At 70.1% G+C, this 21815-nt stretch carries 18 protein-coding genes; 5 read left to right on the forward strand and 13 right to left on the reverse strand.

The annotated features are described in order from the left end of the window. Positions 1–146: 146 nt before the first annotated feature. From pssA to ACFWSK_RS19420, 8 genes are all read right to left on the reverse strand, one after another. Positions 147–998: a CDP-diacylglycerol--serine O-phosphatidyltransferase gene (gene pssA / locus ACFWSK_RS19385; RefSeq protein ID WP_383787492.1), complete on the reverse strand. Its 852-nt coding sequence runs from the start codon at positions 996–998 to the stop codon at positions 147–149. Next, the gene (locus ACFWSK_RS19390) at positions 985–1632 is read right to left on the reverse strand and encodes a phosphatidylserine decarboxylase (protein WP_328906770.1); all 648 of its coding nucleotides are present in this window, start codon (positions 1630–1632) and stop codon (positions 985–987) included. The genes pssA and ACFWSK_RS19390 overlap by 14 nt, the downstream gene beginning before the upstream one ends. Before the next feature lie 180 nt (positions 1633–1812). Further along, on the reverse strand, positions 1813–3018 hold the full coding sequence (locus ACFWSK_RS19395; RefSeq protein ID WP_382732178.1) for an acyl-CoA dehydrogenase family protein: 1206 nt from the start codon (positions 3016–3018) through the stop codon (positions 1813–1815). Between the two features lie 27 nt (positions 3019–3045). Next, positions 3046–3549, reverse strand: a complete 504-nt coding sequence (locus ACFWSK_RS19400) for a MaoC family dehydratase (protein WP_383787494.1) — start codon at positions 3547–3549, stop codon at positions 3046–3048. Positions 3550–3551: 2 nt separating this feature from the next. After that, positions 3552–4517, reverse strand: coding sequence for a CoA ester lyase (locus ACFWSK_RS19405; RefSeq protein ID WP_185297420.1), 966 nt, complete (start codon positions 4515–4517; stop codon positions 3552–3554). Continuing rightward, the gene (locus tag ACFWSK_RS19410) at positions 4514–6526 is read right to left on the reverse strand and encodes a protein meaA (protein ID WP_383787497.1); all 2013 of its coding nucleotides are present in this window, start codon (positions 6524–6526) and stop codon (positions 4514–4516) included. The genes ACFWSK_RS19405 and ACFWSK_RS19410 overlap by 4 nt, the downstream gene beginning before the upstream one ends. A gap of 1 nt (position 6527) precedes the next feature. Continuing rightward, positions 6528–7865 carry a crotonyl-CoA carboxylase/reductase gene (gene ccrA / locus ACFWSK_RS19415; RefSeq protein ID WP_383787500.1) on the reverse strand — a complete coding sequence of 446 codons (1338 nt, stop codon included), beginning with the start codon at positions 7863–7865 and terminating at the stop codon, positions 6528–6530. 354 nt (positions 7866–8219) lie between these two features. After that, positions 8220–9011 (reverse strand): GNAT family N-acetyltransferase, encoded by a 792-nt coding sequence (locus ACFWSK_RS19420; protein WP_383787504.1) that lies wholly within the window; start codon positions 9009–9011, stop codon positions 8220–8222. Between the two features lie 139 nt (positions 9012–9150). On the opposite strand from ACFWSK_RS19420, the gene ACFWSK_RS19425 reads away from it, so the two are divergent. Beyond that, entirely contained in the window at positions 9151–9939 is a 789-nt protein-coding gene (locus tag ACFWSK_RS19425; protein ID WP_383787507.1) for a restriction endonuclease, read from the forward strand. A gap of 10 nt (positions 9940–9949) precedes the next feature. Here ACFWSK_RS19425 and ACFWSK_RS19430 read toward each other — a convergent pair whose 3' ends face one another. Both ACFWSK_RS19430 and ACFWSK_RS19435 read right to left on the reverse strand, forming a co-directional pair. Then, positions 9950–10765, reverse strand: coding sequence for a TetR family transcriptional regulator (locus tag ACFWSK_RS19430; protein WP_383787510.1), 816 nt, complete (start codon positions 10763–10765; stop codon positions 9950–9952). Between the two features lie 88 nt (positions 10766–10853). Beyond that, entirely contained in the window at positions 10854–12635 is a 1782-nt protein-coding gene (locus tag ACFWSK_RS19435; protein WP_383787513.1) for a 3-hydroxyacyl-CoA dehydrogenase family protein, read from the reverse strand. Between the two features lie 372 nt (positions 12636–13007). Here ACFWSK_RS19435 and ACFWSK_RS19440 point away from each other — a divergent pair, with 372 nt between their 5' ends. Continuing rightward, positions 13008–13583 carry an adenylosuccinate lyase gene (locus ACFWSK_RS19440; protein ID WP_383787516.1) on the forward strand — a complete coding sequence of 192 codons (576 nt, stop codon included), beginning with the start codon at positions 13008–13010 and terminating at the stop codon, positions 13581–13583. A gap of 28 nt (positions 13584–13611) precedes the next feature. On the opposite strand, the gene ACFWSK_RS19445 is transcribed toward ACFWSK_RS19440, so the two are convergent. Next, entirely contained in the window at positions 13612–15234 is a 1623-nt protein-coding gene (locus tag ACFWSK_RS19445) for an alpha/beta hydrolase (protein ID WP_383787519.1), read from the reverse strand. A 189-nt stretch (positions 15235–15423) separates the two neighbouring features. Further along, complete coding sequence (locus ACFWSK_RS19450) at positions 15424–16482, reverse strand: Rv2578c family radical SAM protein (RefSeq protein ID WP_383787522.1); 1059 nt, start codon at positions 16480–16482, stop codon at positions 15424–15426. Between the two features lie 179 nt (positions 16483–16661). Between ACFWSK_RS19450 and ACFWSK_RS19455 the strand changes: the two genes are divergently transcribed. Together ACFWSK_RS19455 and ACFWSK_RS19460 are read left to right on the forward strand one after the other, a co-directional pair. After that, the gene (locus ACFWSK_RS19455) at positions 16662–17105 is read left to right on the forward strand and encodes an SRPBCC family protein (protein WP_383787525.1); all 444 of its coding nucleotides are present in this window, start codon (positions 16662–16664) and stop codon (positions 17103–17105) included. Positions 17106–17295: 190 nt separating this feature from the next. Further along, complete coding sequence (locus ACFWSK_RS19460) at positions 17296–19731, forward strand: MFS transporter (RefSeq protein WP_383787528.1); 2436 nt, start codon at positions 17296–17298, stop codon at positions 19729–19731. A gap of 59 nt (positions 19732–19790) precedes the next feature. Here ACFWSK_RS19460 and ACFWSK_RS19465 read toward each other — a convergent pair whose 3' ends face one another. Continuing rightward, positions 19791–20681, reverse strand: a complete 891-nt coding sequence (locus ACFWSK_RS19465) for a LysR family transcriptional regulator (RefSeq protein WP_383787531.1) — start codon at positions 20679–20681, stop codon at positions 19791–19793. Positions 20682–20807: 126 nt separating this feature from the next. Between ACFWSK_RS19465 and ACFWSK_RS19470 the strand changes: the two genes are divergently transcribed. Further along, the gene (locus ACFWSK_RS19470) at positions 20808–21800 is read left to right on the forward strand and encodes an aldo/keto reductase (protein ID WP_383787533.1); all 993 of its coding nucleotides are present in this window, start codon (positions 20808–20810) and stop codon (positions 21798–21800) included. The last annotated feature ends 15 nt before the right edge of the window (positions 21801–21815 follow it).

Below are 21815 nucleotides of genomic sequence, written 5' to 3' on the forward strand. Positions count from 1 at the left end.
GCCCCCCCCGCGGGCCGGCGGGGCCCCCCCCCCCCCGCCCCCGCGCCCGCTGGGGGCGCCCCCCCCCCCCCACGCCGCACGCACGAGGGCCCGGATACTGGGGAGTATCCGGGCCCTCGTGTACGTCGTACGTGGTGCTTCAGGCGCTACGGCTGCGTCGCGCGCGCCTCGCGCCGGTTGTCACGGAAGGTGTTCACCCGACGTGCCGTCGCGAACAGCGGGATCACCGCACCCATCACGACCTGCAGTGCGCAGCCCGTCTGGAGGAGCAGCTGACCGCCGGGGGCGTCGAACGCCCAGGCGGCGAGGAGGCCCATCGCGGCCACGATCCAGCCGAGCATCGCCACCGCGAGAACGCCCCGCGGCTTGGGGTACTCGACCCGGCTGACCATCAGCCACGCCACGCCGACGATCGCGAGCAGCGTCGGCACGAAGGGCAGCTCCAGGAGCACGATCGAGACGACCGTGAGCGCGCCGAAGGGGCTTGGCATGCCCTGGAACATGCCGTCCTTCATGGTCACGCAGGAGAATCTCGCAAGCCGCAGGACCACCGCCAGCAGCACCACGATCGCCGCCAGCGCGGACACCCTCTGCTGGGCATCGTCCGCGACCATGCCGTACACCAGCACGAAGTACGCCGGAGCGAGCCCGAAGCTGATCAGGTCGGAGAGGTTGTCCAGCTCCGCGCCCATCGGCGAGGAGCGCAGCTTGCGCGCGACCAGGCCGTCGCACAGATCGAAGATCGCCGCCAGCAGCATCAGGATCACGGCGGTGGCGGCGGAGTTCCGCGCCATGCCGCTCTCGTTGCTGCCCGTGAGGTGCGGGATGAGGATTCCTGTGGTGGTGAAGTACACCGCCATGAATCCGCACGTGGCGTTACCGAGCGTGAGTGTGTCCGCTATCGACAGCCTCATCGACAGCGGCATGTCCTCGACGTCGTCCTCGTCGGCCGCTTCCGGCACCCAGCCGGCTTGCGTATCAGGATCAATCACGGTCAATGCGAGTCACCCCCGCGGTGGTGGCCTGGCCGACTTCGACCGCGACGTCGATACCTTCCGGAAGGTAGATGTCCACGCGTGAGCCGAAGCGGATCAGGCCGATGCGTTCGCCCTGCTCGACCTTCGTGCCCTGCGGGAGGTACGGGACGATGCGACGGGCGACCGCTCCCGCGATCTGCACCATCTCGATGTCGCCGAGCTCGGTGTCGAAGTGCCAGACAACGCGCTCGTTGTTCTCGCTCTCCTTGTTGAACGCCGGAACGAACCCACCGGGGATGTGCTCGACCGAGGTCACCGTGCCGGCCAGAGGTGCACGGTTGACGTGCACATTCAGCGGGCTCATGAAGATCGCGACGCGGGTGCGCCCGTCCTTCCACGGCATGATGCTCTGCACCACGCCGTCGGCCGGTGAAATGACCCGGCCTTCGGTGATCTCGCGCTCGGGGTCGCGGAAGAACCAGAGCATGCCCGCCGCGAGCGCGGTGGTGGGCACGGCCACCGCGGCCCAGCGCCCGGACTTGCGCGCCCGGGAGAGGCTGAGAGCCGCGGTGGCGAGGGTCGGCAGGAGCCACGGCGAAGCTCCGCGTGCGAGGCGGACCCCGCCGCGGGGTGCAGAGGTATGGCTGTCGGGCATGAATGACCTTCGTAGCGGATGATGCCGCGCAGGCAACGGGGGACGGCGGCTTTTCCGGCGATGCTATCGGTTGCGGGCCACAACTGGGCAAGCCAGCAGCCGAGTCGAACCGCCTGCGGGCACCGGCCGAGGATCACAGGGTGTGATGTTCTTCGCGGCAAAATCACCTCAAAGGGGGCATCAGCCCTGGAACCGGTACTCCTCGAGGAGTCGGCGCCCGATGATCATTTTCTGGATCTCGGCGGTACCTTCACCGATCAGCAGCATCGGGGCCTCCCGGTAGAGGCGCTCGATCTCGTACTCCTTGGAGAAGCCGTAACCGCCGTGGATACGGAAGGCGTCCTCGACGACTTCCTTGCAGTACTCGGAGGCGAGGTACTTCGCCATCCCTGCCTCCAGGTCGTTTCGTTCCCCGGAGTCCTTTTTGCGTGCCGCATTCACCATCATCGCATGAGCGGCTTCGACCTTGGTGGCCATTTCGGCCAGCTTGAACTGGATGGCCTGGTGCTGAGCGATCGGCTTTCCGAAGGTGTGGCGCTGCTGCGCGTACGAAACACCCAGCTCAAACGCACGCTGTGCTACACCGCAGCCACGTGCGGCCACATTGACCCGGCCGACCTCCACGCCGTCCATCATTTGGTAAAACCCTCGGCCGGTGGTGCCGCCGAGTACACGATTGGCCGGAATACGTAGTCCGTCCATGATGAGTTCCGTCGTGTCGACGCCCTTGTAACCCATCTTGTCGATCTTCCCGGGGATGGTCAGGCCCGGGCGGACCTCGCCGAAGCCCGGCTCCTTCTCCACGAGGAAGGTCGTCATCGACTTGTGCGGGGCCGTGCCCTCGGGGTGGCCTTCGTCACTGCGGCACAGGACCGCGACCAGGTTGGCGGTGCCGCCGTTCGTCAGCCACATCTTCTGGCCGTTGAGCACGTACTCGTCGCCGTCCCGCACACCCTTGGACGTGATCGCGGAGACGTCCGAACCGAGCGCCGGCTCGGACATCGAGAACGCGCCCCGCACCTCGCCCAGCGCCATGCGCGGCAGGAACGTGTCCTTCTGCTCCTGCGTTCCGTGCTGCTTGAGCATGTACGCCACGATGAAATGCGTGTTGATGATTCCCGACACGCTCATCCAGCCGCGGGCGATTTCCTCCACGCAGAGCGCGTATGTGAGAAGCGACTCACCCAGACCCCCGTACTCCTCGGGGATCATCAGCCCGAACAGGCCGAGTTCCTTGAGCCCTTCGACGATCTCCGTCGGGTACTCGTCGCGGTGCTCCAGCTGGGTCGCGACCGGAATGATCTCCTTGTCGACGAAATCCCGGACCGTGGAGAGGATTTCCTGCTGGATGTCGGTCAGACCGGCGGTCTGGGCGAGTCGCGTCATGACTGCTTCTCCTGTGGCTTCACGCGGTTAGTTGGAGGGGACGGGGCGGCCGGGCTGCTCGCCGCCGCGCTCCTTGATGTACGTCTCGGTGGGGACCATGACCTTGCGGCGGAACACGCAGACGACGGTGCCGTCCTGCTTGTAGCCCTTGGTCTCGACGTACACGATCCCGCGGTCGCTCTTGGACTTCGACGGCGTCTTGTCGAGGACCGTCGTCTCGCCGTAGACCGTGTCCCCGTGGAAGGTCGGCGCGATGTGCTTGAGCGACTCCACCTCCAGGTTCGCGATCGCCTTGCCGGACACGTCCGGGACGGACATGCCGAGCAGGAGCGAGTAGATGTAGTTGCCGACGACGACGTTCTTGCCGAAGTCCGTCGTCTTCCCGGCGTAATTGCTGTCCATGTGGAGCGGGTGATGATTCATGGTCAGCAGGCAGAAGAGGTGGTCGTCGTACTCCGTGACCGTCTTTCCGGGCCAGTGCTTGTAGACGGCACCGACTTCGAATTCCTCATATGTGCGTCCGAACTGCATGATCAGGCCTCCGGGGCTTCGAACTTGGAGGTGCGCTGCATTCCGGCCGCGCGGCCCTTGCCCGCGATGACGAGCGCCATCTTGCGGCTGGCCTCGTCGATCATCTCGTCGCCGAGCATCGCCGAGCCCTTCTTGCCGCCCTCCTCGGAGGTGCACCAGTCGTAGGCGTCGAGGATCAGCTCGGCGTGGTCGTAGTCCTCCTGCGCGGGCGAGAACACCTCGTTTGCCGCGTCGACCTGACCGGGGTGCAGCACCCACTTGCCGTCGAAGCCCAGTGCCGCCGCACGGCCCGCGACCTCGCGGTACGCGTCCACGTCACGGATCTGGAGGAAGGGACCGTCGATCGCCTGGAGGTCGTGCGTACGGGCCGCCATCAGGATGCGCATCAGGATGTAGTGGTACGCGTCCGCGCCGTAGCCGGGCGGCTGCTGACCGACGACCAGGGTCTTCATGTTGATCGAGGCCATGAAGTCGGCCGGGCCGAAGATCAGGGTCTCCAGGCGCGGCGAGGCGGCGGCGATGTCGTCGATGTTCACCAGGCCCTTGGCGTTCTCGATCTGCGCCTCGATGCCGATCTTCCCGACCTCGAAGCCCATCGTCTTCTCGATCTGCGTCAGCAGCAGGTCCAGGGCCACGACCTGCTGGGCGTCCTGGACCTTGGGCAGCATGATGCAGTCGAGGTTGGGGCCCGCGCCCTCGACGACGGCGATGACATCGCGGTACGTCCAGTGCGTGGTCCAGTCGTTGACCCGCACGACCCGGGTCTTGCCAGTCCAGTCCCCGTTGTTCAACGCGTCGACGATGTGCTGGCGTGCGCCTTCCTTGGCGAGCGGCGCGACGGCGTCCTCCAGGTCCAGGAAGACCTGGTCGGCCGGGAGACCCTGGGCCTTCTCCAGGAACCGCGGGTTCGAACCCGGCACGGCCAGACAGGAGCGGCGCGGACGCAGACGGTTCACGGGCGTGGTCATGCGGAGACCTCCAGGGGGTCGAGCTTGTTCGCTTTCCGGATCTCGTCGACGATACGGCCGATGATCTCCGTGATACCGAAGTCCTTCGGGGTGAAGACGGCGGCGACGCCGGCTCCGATCAGGGCGGCGGCGTCGGCGGGCGGAATGATGCCGCCCGCGATCACCGGAATGTCGGGCGCACCGGCCTCGCGCAGCCGGTTCAGCACATCCGGCACCAGCTCGGCGTGCGAGCCGGACAGGATCGACAGTCCGACGCAGTGCACGTCCTCGGCGACGGCTGCCGAGACGATCTGCTCGGGCGTCAGCCTGATGCCCTGGTAGACCACCTCGAAGCCGGCGTCACGGGCCCGCACGGCGATCTGCTCGGCTCCGTTGGAGTGCCCGTCCAGACCCGGCTTGCCGACCAGCAGGCGCAGCCGGCCGGTCCCCAGGTCCTCGGCGGTACGGGCGACCTTCTCGCGGACCAGGGCCAGCGGCGTGCCCGCCTCGGCCGTCACCGCGACCGGGGCCGACGAGACGCCGGTCGGGGCGCGGAACTCGCCGAACACATCGCGCAGCGCCCAGGACCACTCGCCGGTGGTGACGCCCGCGCGGGCGCACTCCACGGTCGCTTCCATCATGTTCTCGGTGCCCGCGGCGGCCTTCTTCAGCGCGGCGAGCGCTTCGGTGGCCCGTGCCTCGTCGCGGTTGTCGCGCCACTCGTGGAGTGCGGCGACGACCCCGGCCTCGTTCTCCGGATCGACCGTCATGATGGCGGCGTCCAGGTCGGCCGTGAGCGGGTTGGGTTCCGTCGTCTCGTAGATGTTGACGCCGACGATCTTCTCCTCGCCGCCCTCGATCCTGGCCCGCCGGGCGGCGTGCGAGGCCACCAGCTCGGACTTGAGGTACCCGGACTCGACGGCGGCCATGGCGCCGCCCATCTGCTGGATGCGGTCGATCTCGGCGAGGGACTCCGTGACCAGCGACTCCACCTTGGCCTCGATGACGTGCGACCCGGCGAAGATGTCCTCGTACTCCAGCAGATCGCTCTCGTGCGCGAGTACCTGCTGGATGCGGAGGGACCACTGCTGGTCCCAGGGGCGGGGAAGCCCCAGCGCCTCGTTCCAGGCGGGCAGCTGGACGGCGCGCGCGCGGGCGTCCTTGGACAGCGTGACGGCCAGCATCTCCAGCACGATGCGCTGGACGTTGTTCTCCGGCTGCGCCTCGGTCAGTCCCAGGGAGTTGACCTGCACGCCGTAACGGAAGCGCCGCTGCTTGGCGTTCCCGATGCCGTACCGCTCACGGGTGACCTGGTCCCAGATGCGGCCGAAGGCGCGCATCTTGCACATCTCCTCGATGAAGCGGACGCCCGCGTTCACGAAGAAGGAGATCCGGGCGACCACGTCGCCGAACTTCTCCTCGGGCACCTGCCCGGAGTCGCGTACCGCGTCGAGGACCGCGATGGCGGTCGACATGGCGTACGCGATCTCCTGGACCGGAGTGGCTCCCGCCTCCTGCAGGTGGTAGCTGCAGATGTTGATCGGGTTCCACTTCGGGATGTGGTTGACCGTGTACGTGATCATGTCGGTCGTCAGCCGCAGCGAGGGAACCGGCGGGAACACGTGCGTTCCGCGCGAGAGGTACTCCTTGACGATGTCGTTCTGCGTCGTGCCCTGGAGCCTGCCCGGGTCGGCGCCCTGCTCCTCGGCGACCACCTGATAGAGCGCCAGCAGCCACATCGCGGTGGCGTTGATCGTCATCGAGGTGTTCATCTGCTCCAGGGGAATGTCCTGGAACAGCCGCCGCATGTCACCGAGGTGCGAGACGGGCACGCCGACCCGGCCCACCTCGCCGCGGGCGAGGATGTGATCCGGGTCGTACCCCGTCTGGGTCGGCAGGTCGAAGGCGACCGACAGGCCCGTCTGGCCCTTGGCGAGGTTGCGCCGGTAGAGCTCGTTGGACGCCTCGGCCGTCGAGTGGCCCGCATACGTCCGCATGAGCCACGGGCGGTCCTTCTGCCGGCCGCTCATGTCAGACATTCCTGAAGCGGTTGATGGCGTCGATGTGCTGTTCGCGGAGCTCCTGGTTGCGCACGCCCATGCCCTCGCGGGGTGCCAGGGCGAGCACGCCGACCTTGCCCTGGTGGAGGTTGCGGTGCACGTCGTACGCGGCCTGGCCGGTGTCCTCCAGGGAGTAGACCTTCGACAGCGTCGGGTGGATCTTCCCCTTGGCGATCAGGCGGTTGGCCTCCCACGCCTCGCGGTAGTTGGCGAAGTGCGAGCCCACGATCTTCTTCAGCGACATCCACAGGTAGCGGTTGTCGTACTCGTGGTTGTAGCCCGAGGTCGAGGCGCAGGTGACGATCGTGCCGCCCTTGCGGGTGACGTACACGCTCGCGCCGAACGTCTCGCGGCCCGGGTGCTCGAAGACGATGTCCACGTCCTCGCCACCGGTCAGCTCACGGATGCGCTTGCCGAACCGCTTCCACTCGCGCGGGTCCTGGTTGTGCTCGTCCTTCCAGAACTTGTAGCCCTCGGCGCTGCGGTCGATGATCGCGGTCGCGCCCATCTTCCGGCAGATCTCCGCCTTCTGGTCGCTGGAGACGACACAGATCGGGTTGGCGCCGCCGGCCAGGGCGAACTGCGTGGCGTACGAGCCGAGTCCGCCGCTCGCGCCCCAGATCAGCACGTTGTCGCCCTGCTTCATGCCGGCGCCGTTGCGCGAGACGAGCTGGCGGTACGCGGTGGAGTTGACCAGGCCGGGAGCCGCGGCCTCCTCCCAGCTGAGGTGCTGCGGCTTCGGCATCAGCTGGTTGGACTTGACGAGGGCGATCTCCGCCAGCCCGCCGAAGTTGGTCTCGAAGCCCCAGATGCGCTGCTCGGGGTCGAGCATCGTGTCGTTGTGGCCGTCGGAGGACTCCAGCTCGACCGAGAGGCAGTGCGCGACGACCTCGTCGCCCGGATGCCAGGCGTTCACGCCCGGGCCGGTGCGGAGCACGACGCCCGCCAGGTCGGAGCCGATGACGTGGTACGGGAGGTCGTGGCGCTTGGTGAGCTCGCTGAGCCTGCCGTACCGCTCCAGGAAGCCGAAGGTGGAGACGGGCTCGAAGATGGAGGTCCAGACGGAGTTGTAGTTCACCGAGCTGGCCATGACCGCCACCAGGGCCTCGCCCGGACCGAGCTCGGGAACCGGCACCTCGTCGAGGTGGAGCGACTTGCGGGGGTCCTTGTCGCGGCTGGCGACGCCGGCGAACATCTCGGCGTCGTCCTTGTGCACGGTCACCGCGCGGTACGACTCGGGAATGGACAGGGCCGCGAAGTCTGCGGCGGTGCTGTCCTGCGACTGGATCGCGTCCAGGATTTCCTTCACGGTGATGCCTCCGGGCAAAGCTGGGCGTCGGGGAACGCTTGAGGGGTCCCTGTGGGCAGGGGGTGCGGTGTGGAGGTGTGCCGTCGGTTCGGCGGGTGGAGCTTCGGCTTGCTCTGTGGAGCAGAAGGTTTTGCCTGTGACGCAGGCGTCCGGGCGCGCAGACACGTGGTTTGCGGGGACAGCCGGCGTACGTGAGGTCTCAGCACGCCGGCCGCCCGGACAACATCAACGTATGGCACTCCGTGACACCTGACAAGGCACCGAGTGCCAACAATTTCTCTCACTTGTCATCCGCATGGCACGCATGAGCAACACCATGGGCGTTACAGGAGGGTCTGTCCCGCCGACGAGCGGTCAGCGCGCGGGGCGGTACACGTACGGCGTCGTCGTACTCAGCTCCGAGAAACCCAGCCGGCGCAGGATCGGGGCCGACTGATCGGTGGCGTCGACCTGGAGATGGCGGTACCCGCGCTCCGCCGCGATCCGGGCGCGGAAGGCGACCAGCGCCCGGTAAATGCCCCTGCCGCGCCAGGGGGCCACCGTCCCGCCGCCCCAGAGCCCGGCGAAGCCCGTGCCCGGACAGAACTCCATGCGGGCCGAGCTGACCGGCTCCTCTCCCGCCATCGCCAGGACCCCCACGAAGCTGTCCGGGTCCTCCTTCAGCCGGGTCAGCACCTGGTGACCGAGCCGCGACCAGTCCGTGCCGAACGCCTCCTCATGGGCCCGGCCCATCAGCTCCACACCGGCCGCGTCGGTCACGGTCCGCAGCTCGATGCCCTCGGGAAGCTGGACGACGGTCGGCAGGCTCGCGACCGGGGCGACCAGCAGGGTCTCGGGGGGTTCCGGTACGAAACCGGCCGCACGCAGCCGCTCCGGCAGATCGGCGGGCCGGTCGTGGGTGTACACCTTCCACTCGAACTCGTCGTGGCCGAGCGAGGTGAAGTACGCGACCTGCGCCGCGATCGCGGCGTCGGCCCGCACGGGGTCCAGGTCCGGGGCGGACCATACGACCCCGTTCCAGTCGTCGGCCGTACCGACCTGGCGTACGACGTCACCGGCGCGCTCGACCCGGACACCGGGGCCGTCGGGGCGGGCGTGCTCGCGCATCTCGCGGTCGAAGAGGGCCAGAAGTGCTGTGGGTTGCATCCGGTCACTCGACCACGCGCCCCGTGAGCGCACAACGAGGTTTCCGTGCCCACGCCCCCGCGTCGACGCCGCCTGCCGGGGCAGGTGGCAGAGGCGAATGATCTTGACCGACCCGCATCGAGGGGAAGAGGTACCGAAGATGGCGATACCCGTCCGCAGACGGACCGCACCGAACGGCAGGCCCGCATTCAGCATCCGCCGCACGGCCGTGGGCTTCACTCTCGCCGCCCTGCTGCTCTGGGGAGCCGGGACCGTCCTGCGGGCCGCCTGGCAGAGCGCCGAGAGGCATCCGGTCGTCGCCGTGGTGGTGGTGGCCGTCCTGGTGACGGGGGCGGTGGCCCTGCTGCGCCACCGCCGTCACCGCAGGCTGGCGCGCAGGGCCACCGTGGCGGTCACCGAGGCCACCTACGACCTCGTGGACACCGGGCTCGCGGAGGTGACCGCAGCCCTGCGCCCGGAGGACACCCCCGCGCCGGTGGACTCCATGGACCCGGTGGAGTCCATGGGCCCGGTGGACTACACGGTGATGGACGCGGACGAGTTCGAGCAGGCCGTCGCCGGACTCTGCGAGCGCGACGGCTGCCGCGACGTCGAGGTCGTCGGCGGAGCGGGAGACCTCGGGGCCGACGTCGTCGCCACAACCCCCGACGGGCGGCGCATCGTCATCCAGTGCAAGCGGTACGGCCCCGAGAACAAGGTCGGCTCGCAGGACGTGCAGCGTTTCGGGGGCACCTGCTTCGCCGTGCACGAGGCCGACGTCGCGCTCGTCGTGACGACCAGCGCATTCACCGACCCGGCCCTCGACTACGCGGACCAGTGCGACATCCTCTGCGTGGACCACGAATCACTCAGGACATGGAGCGACGACGGCGCGTCACCGCCCTGGGGGGCGGCGGTTCCGGTGGACGACGGGTACGGCGGGCGCTGACCCCGTCGTCTCAGCGGTCCTTCAGCGCCTGCTGGATCGTGCGCATCACTTCGTCGAGCGGTGCGTCCGTCCGCGCCACCGCGACCAGCACCTCGCCCTCCGTGGCCACCGTGGCGGCCGGGGTCTTCGACGGTTCGGCCGACGCGGTCCGGCCGGCCCCGATCCCGGACCCGAAGGTGTCCCGGACGATCGCGAAGGCGTGGTCGAGCTGCGCCTCCACATCACCCTGGCCGCCCGCCCGCAGCCAGCGCCGCAGCACGTGGTTGTGCGCGGTCACAACGGCCGAAGCGGCGACCTCGGCCAGCAGGGGGTCGTCATTGCCGACGTGGTGGTCGCGCTCGTCGAAATGGCCCAGCAGATAGCGGGTGAACAGCCGCTCGTAGCGGGCCACCGAGGCGATCTCCGCCTCCCGCAGCGTGGGGACCTCACGGGTCAGCTTGTAGCGCGCCACGGAGACCGCGGGCTTGGCCGCGTACATCCTCATGACTTCCTTGATGCCGCGGCAGACCGTGTCGAGCGGGTGCTCGTGCGCCGGCGCCGCGTTGAGGACGGCCTCGGCCCGTACGAGGGTGTCGTCGTGGTCCGGGAAGATGGCCTCTTCCTTGGAGCGGAAGTGCCGGAAGAACGTCCGCCGGGCAACGCCCGCGGCACCCGCGATCTCGTCGACCGTCGTGGCCTCGTACCCCTTCGTGGCGAAGAGTTCCATCGCCGCGGCCGCCAGGTCGCGGCGCATTTTGAGCCGTTGGGCGGCGGCGCGTGTGCCCGCGGCGGTTTCCGGGGCATCGGGCGCGGCTGAGGTACGGAGGGGTTTGGCGGGCTGGGACATGGTGTGAACGTACTGCATCGGTGAGGGGGGACGCGCCCGTGGGGGCGGGCCGCCGGAACGGCCCAGCAGCCCGCCCCACCGTCCCGGCTCAGCGACGGGCATATTCGCGGAAGCCGCGGCCCGTCTTGCGGCCGAGGCAGCCCGCGGCCACCAGATGCTCCAGCAGGGGCGCCGGGGCGAGGCCCGGGTCGCGGAACTCGCTGTGCAGAACCTTCTCGATGGCCAGCGAGACATCGAGCCCGACGACGTCCAGGAGTTCGAACGGTCCCATCGGGTAGCCGCCGCCCAGCTTCATGGCGGCGTCGATGTCGTCGAGGGTCGCGTAGTGCTCCTCGACCATCTTGATCGCGTTGTTGAGGTACGGGAACAGCAGCGCGTTCACGATGAAGCCCGCCCGGTCCCCGCAGTCCACCGGGTGCTTGCGCACCTTCGCGCAGACCTCGCGGACGGTGGCGTGGACGTCGTCGCCGGTCAGCACCGTGCGGACCACCTCGACCAGCTTCATCGCGGGCGCCGGGTTGAAGAAGTGCATCCCGATCACGTCCTCGGGCCGCGTGGTCGCCCGTGCTATCGCGATGACGGGCAGCGACGAGGTCGTGGTGGCCAGCACCGCGCCGGGCCGGCAGACCTTGTCCAGGGTGGCGAAGAGCTGCTGCTTCACCGCCAGGTCCTCGGCGACCGCCTCGACCGCGAGGTCGACGTCGGCAAAGGCGTCCAGCGACCCGGCCGCGGTGATGCGCGCGAGGGTCTCGTCCCGCGCATCGGCCGTCAGCCGGCCCTTGGTGACCGAACGCTCCAGCGACTTCGCGATCCGGCCCCTGGCCGTGTCCGCCTTCTCCTGGCTGCGCGCGGCGAGCACCACGTCGTAACCGGCCTTCGCGAAGACCTCGGCGATGCCCGAGGCCATCGTCCCGGAGCCCGCGACACCGACCGAGCGCACCTCGCGCCCGGCGACCGCCCCCGTGCTCTCCTGCGGCGTCAGCGCGTCCGGGACCACCGTCTGGCCGCCCGGAGCGTTGTACGTGTAGAAGCCGCGGCCCGTCTTGCGGCCGGTCAGGCCCGCCTCGCTGAGCTGCTTGAGGATCGGGGCGGGGGCGTGCAGCCGGTCGTGCGACGCGGAGTACATGGCCTCCAGGACCGTGCGGGCGGTGTCGACGCCGATCAGGTCGAGCAGGGCCAGCGGGCCCATCGGCAGGCCGCAGCCCAGCCTCATGGCGGCGTCGATGTCCTCGCGGGAGGCGTAGTTCGCCTCGTACATCGCCGCGGCCTGGTTGAGATAGCCGAACAGCAGGCCGTCCGCGACGAACCCGGGCCGGTCACCGACCGCGACCGGCTCCTTGCCCAGCTCCCTGGCCAGCCGGGTCACGGTCTCGACGGCCGTCGGCGCTGTGAGCACCGAGGAGACCACCTCGACCAGCTTCATCGCGGGCGCCGGGTTGAAGAAGTGCAGGCCCAGCACCCGCTCGGGGTGCTGCGACTCGGCGGCGAGCCGGGTCACGGACAGCGCGTTGGTGCCCGTCGCCAGGATCGCGGTGGGGGAGACGACCGCGTCGAGGTCGCGGAAGACCTGCTGCTTGATCTCGTACGTCTCCGGCACGACCTCGATGACGAGCTCGGCCGCGGCGGCGGCCTGGAGGTCGGAGAAGGTGCGGAAACGGGCGAGGACGTCGCTCCGCTCCTCCTCGGTCATCCGCTCGCGCCGCACGGCGCGGGCGGTGGAGGCTTCCAGGGAGGCGACGGACCGGCGGGCGGCCTCGTCACTGATGTCGATACCGATGACCTCGCGGCCCGCACGGGCCAGGACCTCGGCAATGCCGGTTCCCATGGTGCCGAGACCGACGACGGCGATGGTGCTGAGCGGGGTGTCCATCACGGGACTCCAGGGTGAGTGACGACTGAAGAGGAAGCACGGAGCGCGCGAGGAGGAAGAACCGGGCGCCGAGCGTGCGTGAGCTGCATGTCGTGGTGCACGGGCCGGGGCGCCACAGGCGTGCCCGGAACCGGGAAGGGTGACGGACTCCGTCCCGAGTCGCGTCTCACAGAGCTGCCGAACCGACAAGCACTCCGATGGCTGCGTCACCAGGCCACCGGAGCCTGCGGGGTTGTGCCCCGCTCACATGAGGTTAACCGGCGGGTAACGAGCGCGCCAGCCCTGGGCGTCTGTGCACTGGACCACATTTTCCGGCCGCTCCGGCCCACCAGGCAGTCCGCACGGTCCGTGTCCGCCGATACGCTGAGCGTCATGGACGAGGAGTTCCGGTCGCTGACGGACCGGCTGCGCGACGAGGCGGGGGAGTCGGCGGCGTACGACCGGCTCGTGGCCACCGACGACGACGAGGAGCTGGCCCGGGTCCTCGTGGAGCGGGGGCGTCCCCTGTGGGCACGTGAGATCGCCGCGTACCGGCTCGGCTGCTCGGGCGACCGCCGGGCCTTCGAGGTACTGGTCCTCCTCCTCAACCACCGCGATCCGGAACGCTGCGTCTCCGCCGCCCACGCCCTGGTGCGGCTGGGTGACCCGCGCACACCCCGGGCCGCCGCCGCGCTGGCCACCAACACCCTGCGCACGGCCTACGCGGTGCACCCCGTACGGCTGCTGACCGACCTGCGGGCCCCCGAATCGGTACCGACCCTGGTCAGCACCCTGGAGCGCCTGCTGAACCCGGACGAGCCGCACTGGCGGGTGGCCCTGGCCTGTGTGGAGGGGCTGGGCCGACTGGGTGACGGAGCGGCCCGCCCGGTCCTCGAAGCGGCGCTGCCGCACCCCCGCCTCGGCGGAGCGGCGGCCGAAGCCCTCGGCCGGCTGCCGGCCGCTCGGTGAGCAGCCGGCCGGCCACCGGCACGGGTGGTCAGCCGCGGAAGCCGAGCAGTCCGTGCAGCGCCTTGCCGCCGGAACCGCCACCGGCGCCGTCCGTGCTCCGGAGCGCCTTCTCCGCGGGCAGCGGCTTCGGGTCGGCGAGCGCCTCGCAGACCGCGTCCACCCGGCCGCCCTCGCCGCGCGGGACGGTGCCCTTGGCGAGGTAGTCCACCAGGTACGCGTCCAGGCAGGTGCTCCCGCTCAGCGTGATGCCGTGGTTCCCGCCGCCCTGTTCGACGACGAGGCTGGAGCCCTTCAGCTTGCGGCGCATGGTGACCGCGCCCTCGTACGGGGTGGCCGCGTCGTCGGTGGCCTGGAACAGCAGGGCCGGCGGGATGCGGTGGTTGGTGACCCGCACCGGGTTCAGCGGCTCCACCGGCCACGAGGCGCACGGCGCGTTGTACCAGGTGTTGTTCCAGGCCATGAACGGAGCCTTGGCATGCACCGTCGCGGTGTCGTTGCGCCAGGTGTTCCAGTCCTGCGGCCATCCGGCGTCCCGGCACTGCACGGCCGTGTAGACCGAGTAGCTGTTGCCGCCGGCCGCGCCGGTGGCGCCGAAGCTCTCGTACGCCGAGACGAGCGCGTCCTCGTTGTTGTCGTGCACGTACTCGGCGAACGCCTCGGCCAGATACGGCCAGTAGCCGTTGTAGTAGCCGCCGGGCATGAAGGTGTCCTCGAGCTCGCTCGCCCCGACCTTGCCGCCCGCGGGCCGCTCCCTGACGGACTCGCGCAGTGCGTACCAGGCGGCTTCGACCTCCGCCGGGTCCTGGCCGAGGCCGTACGTGGAGTCGTGCTTCGCGACCCAGGCCGCGAACGCCTTGTGGCGGGAGTCGAACGCGTAGTCCTGACCGAGGTTGTCGTCGTACCAGACCCCCTCGGGGTCGACGACGGAGTCGAGTACCAGACGCCGGACCCGCTCGGGGAACAGCTTCGCGTACACGGCGCCCAGGTAGGTGCCGTAGGAGTAGCCGAGGTAGTTGATCTGCCGTGCCCCCAGGGCCCCGCGGATCACGTCCAGGTCCTTGGCGGCGCTGACCGTGTCCATGTACGGCAGCAGGTCCCCGTGCTTCTCGCCGCACGCCTCGGCGAAGGCCGCGGCCCGCGCCCGGCCGGTCCGCTCGTCCTCGTACGAACGCGGTACGGAGTCGGGGCGCACCGGATCGAAGTGCTCGGGACGGCAGTTCAGCGCGGGGGTGCTCTTCCCGACGCCGCGCGGGTCGAAGCCGATGACGTCGTACTGTGCGGCGAGCTTCGCGGGCAGTGCGGACGCCACGAATCCGGCCATCGAGAGTCCGCTGCCGCCCGGGCCGCCCGGATTGACCAGGAGCGGGCCCTGCGAGGTCGCGGCCGTGTGCGGAATCCGGGACAGCGCCAGGCTTACCTGACGCCCCGACGGGCGGTCGTGGTCGAGCGGGGAACGGACCGTGGCGCACTGCATCGTCGGATACGACGTGGTCGCGCAGTCCTTCCACTTGAGCTGCGCGGCGCCCGGCGCGAGCCGAGCGGCGCCTTGCGCACTCGTTCCCGCGCCGGTGGTCGCGGCGGACGGCACGGCGGTCACCAGACCCGCCAGCGTCGCGCCGACGGCGACCAGAATTCCTGCACGCTTCGTCATACGGCCTCCCGAGGTGGAGGGGGCGCGGTCGAGGGTGCCGCTGCCCCCGCCGCATGCTCCCCGTATTCGGGCCCGGAAGGACACGTTCTGCCGAGAGTTGACCCATTTGGGCAGTGGACACGCGTGGGCGGAGTGACGCGTGCCGCGGGGGAGTGACGCGGGCGGCGGGGAGTGACGCGGGCGGCGGCGTCAGAGCAGGGTCAGCTGGGTGGGTCCACTTCCGGGTCCGCTTCCGGCGGCGTCCGGAACCGTCACCGCCGCCCGGGGTGCGGAGATCCTGCGAGCCTCTCCCCGGTGCGCGGGCCCGATGCCGTACTCGGCGGCCAGTTCGTGGACCCGGCGGGTGATCCGGCGCTGGTACCAGGTGGGCGCGTACGCCCCGTCCGCGTACATCCGCTCGTACCGCCGCACGAGATGCGGGTGGTGCCGGCCGAGCCACTGCATGAACCACTCCCGGGCGCCGGGCCGCAGATGCAGGACGAGCGGGGTCACGGAGGTCGCGCCGGAGGCGGCGATCGCGCGGACCGTCGCGCGCAGCTGCTCCGGGCCGTCGCCGATGAACGGGATGACCGGTGCCATGAGGACGCCGCAGCCGATCCCGTTGTCGGTGAGGGTGCGGATCACGTCGAGGCGGCGTTCGGGGGAGGGCGTTCCCGGCTCGACCGTGCGCCAGAGCTCGGCGTCGATGAAGCCGACCGAGACGGAGACGCCGACGTCGGTGACCTCGGCCGACTGTCTGAGCAGTTCCAGGTCGCGCAGGATCAGCGTGCCCTTGGTCAGGATCGAGAAGGGGTTCGCGTGGTCGCGCAGGGCCGTGATGATGCCGGGCATCAGCCGGTAGCGGCCTTCGGCGCGCTGGTAGCAGTCGACGTTCGTCCCCATCGCGATGTGGGCGCCGTGCCAGCGGTGCGAGGCGAGGTGGCGGCCCAGCAGTTCGGCGGCGTTGATCTTGACGACGATCTGGGAGTCGAAGTCGAGCCCCGTGTCGAGGTCCAGATAGCTGTGGGTCTTGCGGGCGAAGCAGTACACGCAGGCATGGGAGCAGCCCCGGTACGGGTTCACGGTCCATTCGAACGGCATCCGGCTCGCCCCCGGCACCCGGTTCACGATGGAGCGGGCGCGCACCTCATGGAAGGTGATGCCTCGGAATTCGGGTGTGTCGAACGTGCGCGTGGTCACCGCGTCCGCGGCGAAGAGCGCGCTGTCCCCGGCCGTTGTGGTGTTTTCGGCCAAATTGTCCCAGCGCATGGACGCCTCCTTGGTAGCACTGAGCAGAGAATAGAACACTTGTTCCCTTGATCGTGCGCGACCGATTGTGCGTGAAGGTGATGCGGGGTCCGATCGGGATCGCGGGGCCGATTTTGAGGGGCGTGCCCGAGGTGGTTGGCTCAGCACACCCCGAACGGTCGAGTGGTGGAGGAACAGGCATGGCGCAGGTCGAGGCAACGACAGAGCGGATCATCGCGGCGGACGCGGAGGCGGTGTTCGACGCGTTGGCCGACTACAAGGAGGTCCGGGGCAAGGTGCTGACCGGTCACTTCAGTGAGTACGAGGTGCGCGAGGGCGGCGACGGCGAGGGCACCCTCGTGCACTGGAAGCTCCAGGCCACCAGCAAGCGCGTCCGTGACTGCCTGCTGGACGTCACCGAGCCGACCGACGGACAGCTGATCGAGAAGGACCGCAACTCCTCGATGGTCACCACCTGGACCGTCACCCCGGCCGGCGAGGGCACGTCCCGCGCCGTCGTCTCGACCGTGTGGGACGGCGCCGGCGGCATCGGTGGTTTCTTCGAGAGGACCTTCGCACCCAAGGGTCTCGGCCGCATCTACGACGAGCTCCTCCAGAACCTCGCCACCGAGGTCGAGAAGTAGCCTCCGGGCGCTGTCGCGGCCGGCCTCACCGGAACGGGTGGTTTTCCGGGAAGGCCGGTTGTGCGCCGTAGTGCCTCCGACCGGCGCATAAGCCCTCCGAATGCGCCGGTCGTGCCCCCGGTCTCGTTTGCCCCGCCTTGCCGCGTGATGCGACAAATGGGCGGCGCAGGTGCGACGAGGGGAGCGTTTCGTGGTGGGTGGGATCACTCTGGTGAAGGACGAACCGAGTGGCACAGGGGGAGCGGAGACGCAGACCGCGCCACCCCCACCGCCGTCCGACGAGGACACCGCCGCGCTCGCCGTACCGCCCCCGGAGATCAGCCACGGCCGGGTCCGGATGGTCTTCCTCGGCCTGATGCTCGCCCTGCTGCTCGCGGCGCTCGACCAGATGATCGTCGCCACCGCACTGCCGAAGATCGTCGGTGAGCTGCACGGCCTGGAGAAGATGTCCTGGGCGGTCACCGCCTATCTGCTCGCCTCCACGATCGGACTGCCGATCTACGGGAAGCTCGGCGACCTCTTCGGCCGCAAGGGCGTCTTCCAGTTCGCGATCGTCGTGTTCGTCATCGGCTCCGCGCTCGCCGGCTGGTCCCGCACGATGGAGGAGCTGATCGCGTTCCGCGCGATCCAGGGCATCGGTGGCGGCGGACTCATGATCGGCGTCCAGGCCATCATCGCGGACATCGTCCCGCCCCGGGAGCGCGGCCGCTTCATGGGCCTCATCGGTGCGGTCTTCGGCCTCGCGTCCGTCGCGGGCCCGCTGCTCGGCGGCTTCTTCACCGACCACGCCTCCTGGCGCTGGTGCTTCTACATCAACGTCCCGTTCGGCCTCGTCACCTTCGTCGTCATCGCCGTCGTACTCAAGCTCCCCAAGCCCCCCGTACGCCCCCGCCTCGACCTCCTCGGCGCGCTGCTGCTCGCCGCCGCGTCCACCTGCCTCGTGCTGCTCACCAGCTGGGGCGGCACCGAGTACGCATGGGGCTCACGCACCGTCCTGGGGCTCGCCGCCGGAGCTGCCGGAACGACTCTGCTCTTCCTCGCCGTGGAACACCGTGCGCCCGAACCGATCATTCCGCTCCATCTGTTCCGCGACTCGATCTTCAACATCACGGGTCTCGTCGGCGCGGTCATCGGCGTCGCCCTCTTCGGCGCCGCCAGCTATCTGCCGACGTACCTCCAGATGGTCGACGGAGCCTCCGCCACCGAGTCGGGACTGCTCATGCTGCCGATGATGGGCGGCATCGTCGGCGCGTCGGTCGTCTCCGGGCACCTGATCTCCCGTACCGGCCGCTACCGGATCTACCCCCTGCTCGGCAGCGGGATCTCGGCCGTGGGCATGTGGCTGCTCTCCCGGCTCGAAGCCGGCACGTCCCGGTTCGAGTACGGCGTCTGGCAGGCCGTACTCGGCCTGGGCATCGGCCTGGTCATGCCCGTGCTGGTGCTCGCCGTGCAGAACTCCGTACGCCCCGCCGACCTCGGCACCGCCACGAGCGCCAACAACTACTTCCGGCAGATCGGCGGCAGCGTCGGTGCCGCGATCTTCGGCACGCTCTTCGCCGGGCGGCTCTCGGACGCCCTCGACGTACGCCTCCCGACGGGCACCGGGCTCCCCGACCCGGAGTCGATCACTCCGCAGCTGGTCCATGCCATGGAACCCGCGCTGCGCGACGCCTACATCCAGGCGTACGCCGACGCGATGCCCCGGATCTTCCTGTACCTGGTGCCGGTCCTTCTGCTCGGCCTGTTCCTCGCCTTCTTCCTCAAGGAGAAACCGCTGGTGTCCCACCCCATCCCCGACACGACCGCCCGCCCGGCGACCGTCCCCGGAGCCCGTACCGACTCGGCCACGGTGACGGCCGGTCACTCCTCCGGCGTCCCGGTCTGCGGACACGTACAGCACCCCGACGGCACCAAGGTCCCGCGGGCCGCACTCACCCTCATCGACGGCCACGGTCAGCAGGCCGGTCGGGGCGCCAGCGGCGACGACGGGCGGTACGCGCTGAGCGTGCCCGGCTCCGGTTCGTACGTCCTGATCGCCGCGGCGGGCGGCCACCAGCCGCAGGCCGTCAGCGTCACCGTCGGCGACCGGCCCGTCGAACTCGATGTGGTCCTCGGCGGTGCGGGCCGGCTCGCCGGAACGGTCGTCACGGCCGACGGAATCCCGGTGCGCGACGCCGCGGTGACGCTCACCGACGTGCGCGGCGAGGTCGTCGCGACCGCACGTACGGGCCGCGAGGGCAGCTACGTGATCACGGAGCTGGTGGCCGGCGAGTACACCCTCGCCGCCGTCGCCCCGGCGTTCCGGCCCGCCGCCCTCCCGGTGAGTGTGCAGGCGGCCCGCGAGACCCGGCAGGACATCGAACTGGCGGGCGGCGCCGTCCTGCGCGGCACCGTACGGGCCAACGGCGGGCGGCCCGTGGAGGACGCCCGGGTCACCCTGCTCGACGCGGCGGGCAATGTGGTCGACACCCTCACCACGGGGCCCGACGGGACCTTCCGGTTCGTCGACCTGTCCTCCGGGGAGTACACGGTGATCGCCGCCGGATACCCGCCGGTGGCGACGGTCCTCCAGATGGCGGGCGGCGGCCGCACCGAACGCGACCTCCTGCTCGGCCACGAGGACTGAGCGGCACGACCGCTCTCGCCCGCGGAGCAGCCGGGGCCGGCCGCCGACAGGGGGCGGACTCAGCGCCGGCCGTCCGCGCCGACCAAGGTCATCAGGGCCCGCGCCCCGGGACTCGTCGCTTGCGCCGGCGGGAGCACCACCACGCTCTCGTACACCGGCCGGTGCGGGCCCTGCGGTTCCACCGCCACCAGCCGCCGGGCCTCGGGCTTGCGGGCGAAGTGCCGCGGCACCACCGCGATGCCCAGCCTCTCGTGGACCAGCTCCAGGAGGCTGTGCACGTCGTTCACCTCAAGGGCCACCGCGCGCCGCACCCCCGCGGCCGCGAACGCCTCGTCCGCGGCACGCCGGGGGCCCCAGTCCGGATGGAAGTCGATGAAAGACTCACCGGCCAGATCCGTCCACGCCACCGCCGGTTCCCGTGCGAAGCGGTGGCCCGGAGCGCACAGGACGACCATCGGCTCCCTGGCCAGCGGCATCAGCTCGCCGCGCCACTCCAACGGGCTGACCGTGGCGGCGAAAGCGATGTCGAGCCGTCCGCCCGCCACCCCGTCGAGCAGACTGGACGTGCCCTCCTGGCGGAGCCGGATCTCCATGTGCGGATGGGCCCGGTGGAAGGCCGCGAGCAGCTGCGCGGGGCTGACTCCTGCCACGCACTGCTCGACCCCCACGGTCAGCGTGCCGCGCAGCAGCCCCCGTACGGCATCGACGGCGTCCTTCGCCGCCCGTGCCCCCGCCAGTGTCCGCTCCGCCTCCACGAGGAGGGCCCGCCCCGCCTCGGTGAGCCGGACCGAACGCGTCGTCCGGCTGAACAGCGGGGTCCGCAGCTCCTGCTCCAGCGCCCGCACGGACGCGGACAGCCCCGACTGGGACACGGCGAGACGCTCGGCGGCGCGGGTGAAGTGCTGCTCCTCGGCGACGGCGACGAAGTGCTCCAGCTGACGCAGTTCCATGATTGAGAAATGTAGGCGATGAATCCGACCGGAATCTCCTGTTGGACTGCTGGATCGTTCTGCGCCAGCCTGGGGACGCGCACCGAGTCCGGCGCGCGTCCAGGACCTCTCCCGTGGAGACCGCGTATGTACCTCCCGTCGGCCGACCGCTACTCCGCCATGCCGTACCGGCGAACCGGACGCAGCGGACTGCTGCTTCCCGCGCTCTCCCTCGGGCTGTGGCACAACTTCGGCGGCGACCGGAACCCGGAGGACCAGGGCCGCATCCTGCGCAGGGCCTTCGACCTCGGCATCACGCACTTCGACCTCGCCAACAACTACGGTCCGCCGCCCGGCTCCGCCGAAGTCACCATGGGCCGCGCCCTGAAGACGGACTTCGCCCGCCTCCGGGACGAGATCGTCATCTCGACCAAGGCGGGCTACGGCATGTGGGACGGGCCGTACGGGGAGTGGGGATCGCGGAAGTACCTGCGCTCCTCTCTGGACCAGAGCCTGACCCGGCTCGGCCTGGACTACGTCGACATCTTCTACTCCCACCGGCCCGACCCCGAGACCCCGCTCGAAGAGACGATGGGCGCGCTGGACACCGCGGTGCGCCAGGGCAAGGCGCTGTACGCCGGTATCTCCAACTACTCGCCCGGGCAGACCCGCGAGGCCGCCCGCATCCTCCGGGAGCTCGGCACCCCGCTGCTCATCCACCAGCCGCGCTACTCGATGCTGGACCGCCGCCCCGAGGAAGGTCTGCTGACCGCGCTGGACGAGCTGGGCACCGGCTCCATCGCCTACTCGCCGCTGGAGCAGGGCATCCTCTCCGACCGCTATCTGCGCGGCATCCCGGAGGGCTCGCGGGCGGCCGGCGACAGCCCGTTCCTGACCCCGGACGCCGTCACTCCGGAGCTGGTGCGCCGGCTGGGCGCACTCGACCAGGTGGCGAAGGAGCGCGGCCAGACCCTGGCGCAGCTGGCCCTGGCCTGGGTGCTGCGCGGCGGCCGGGTCACCTCCGCCGTGGTCGGCGCGAGCAGTGTCGCCCAGCTGGAGAGCAGCGTCGGCGCCGTGGCCAACCTGGAGTTCGGCGACGAGGAGCTGGTCAGGATCGAGGAGATCCTCGCCGCAGGCTGACGCCTCCGGCGCCTC

This window comes from Streptomyces sp. NPDC058620 (assembly GCF_042717135.1).
GTDB lineage: Bacteria > Actinomycetota > Actinomycetes > Streptomycetales > Streptomycetaceae > Streptomyces.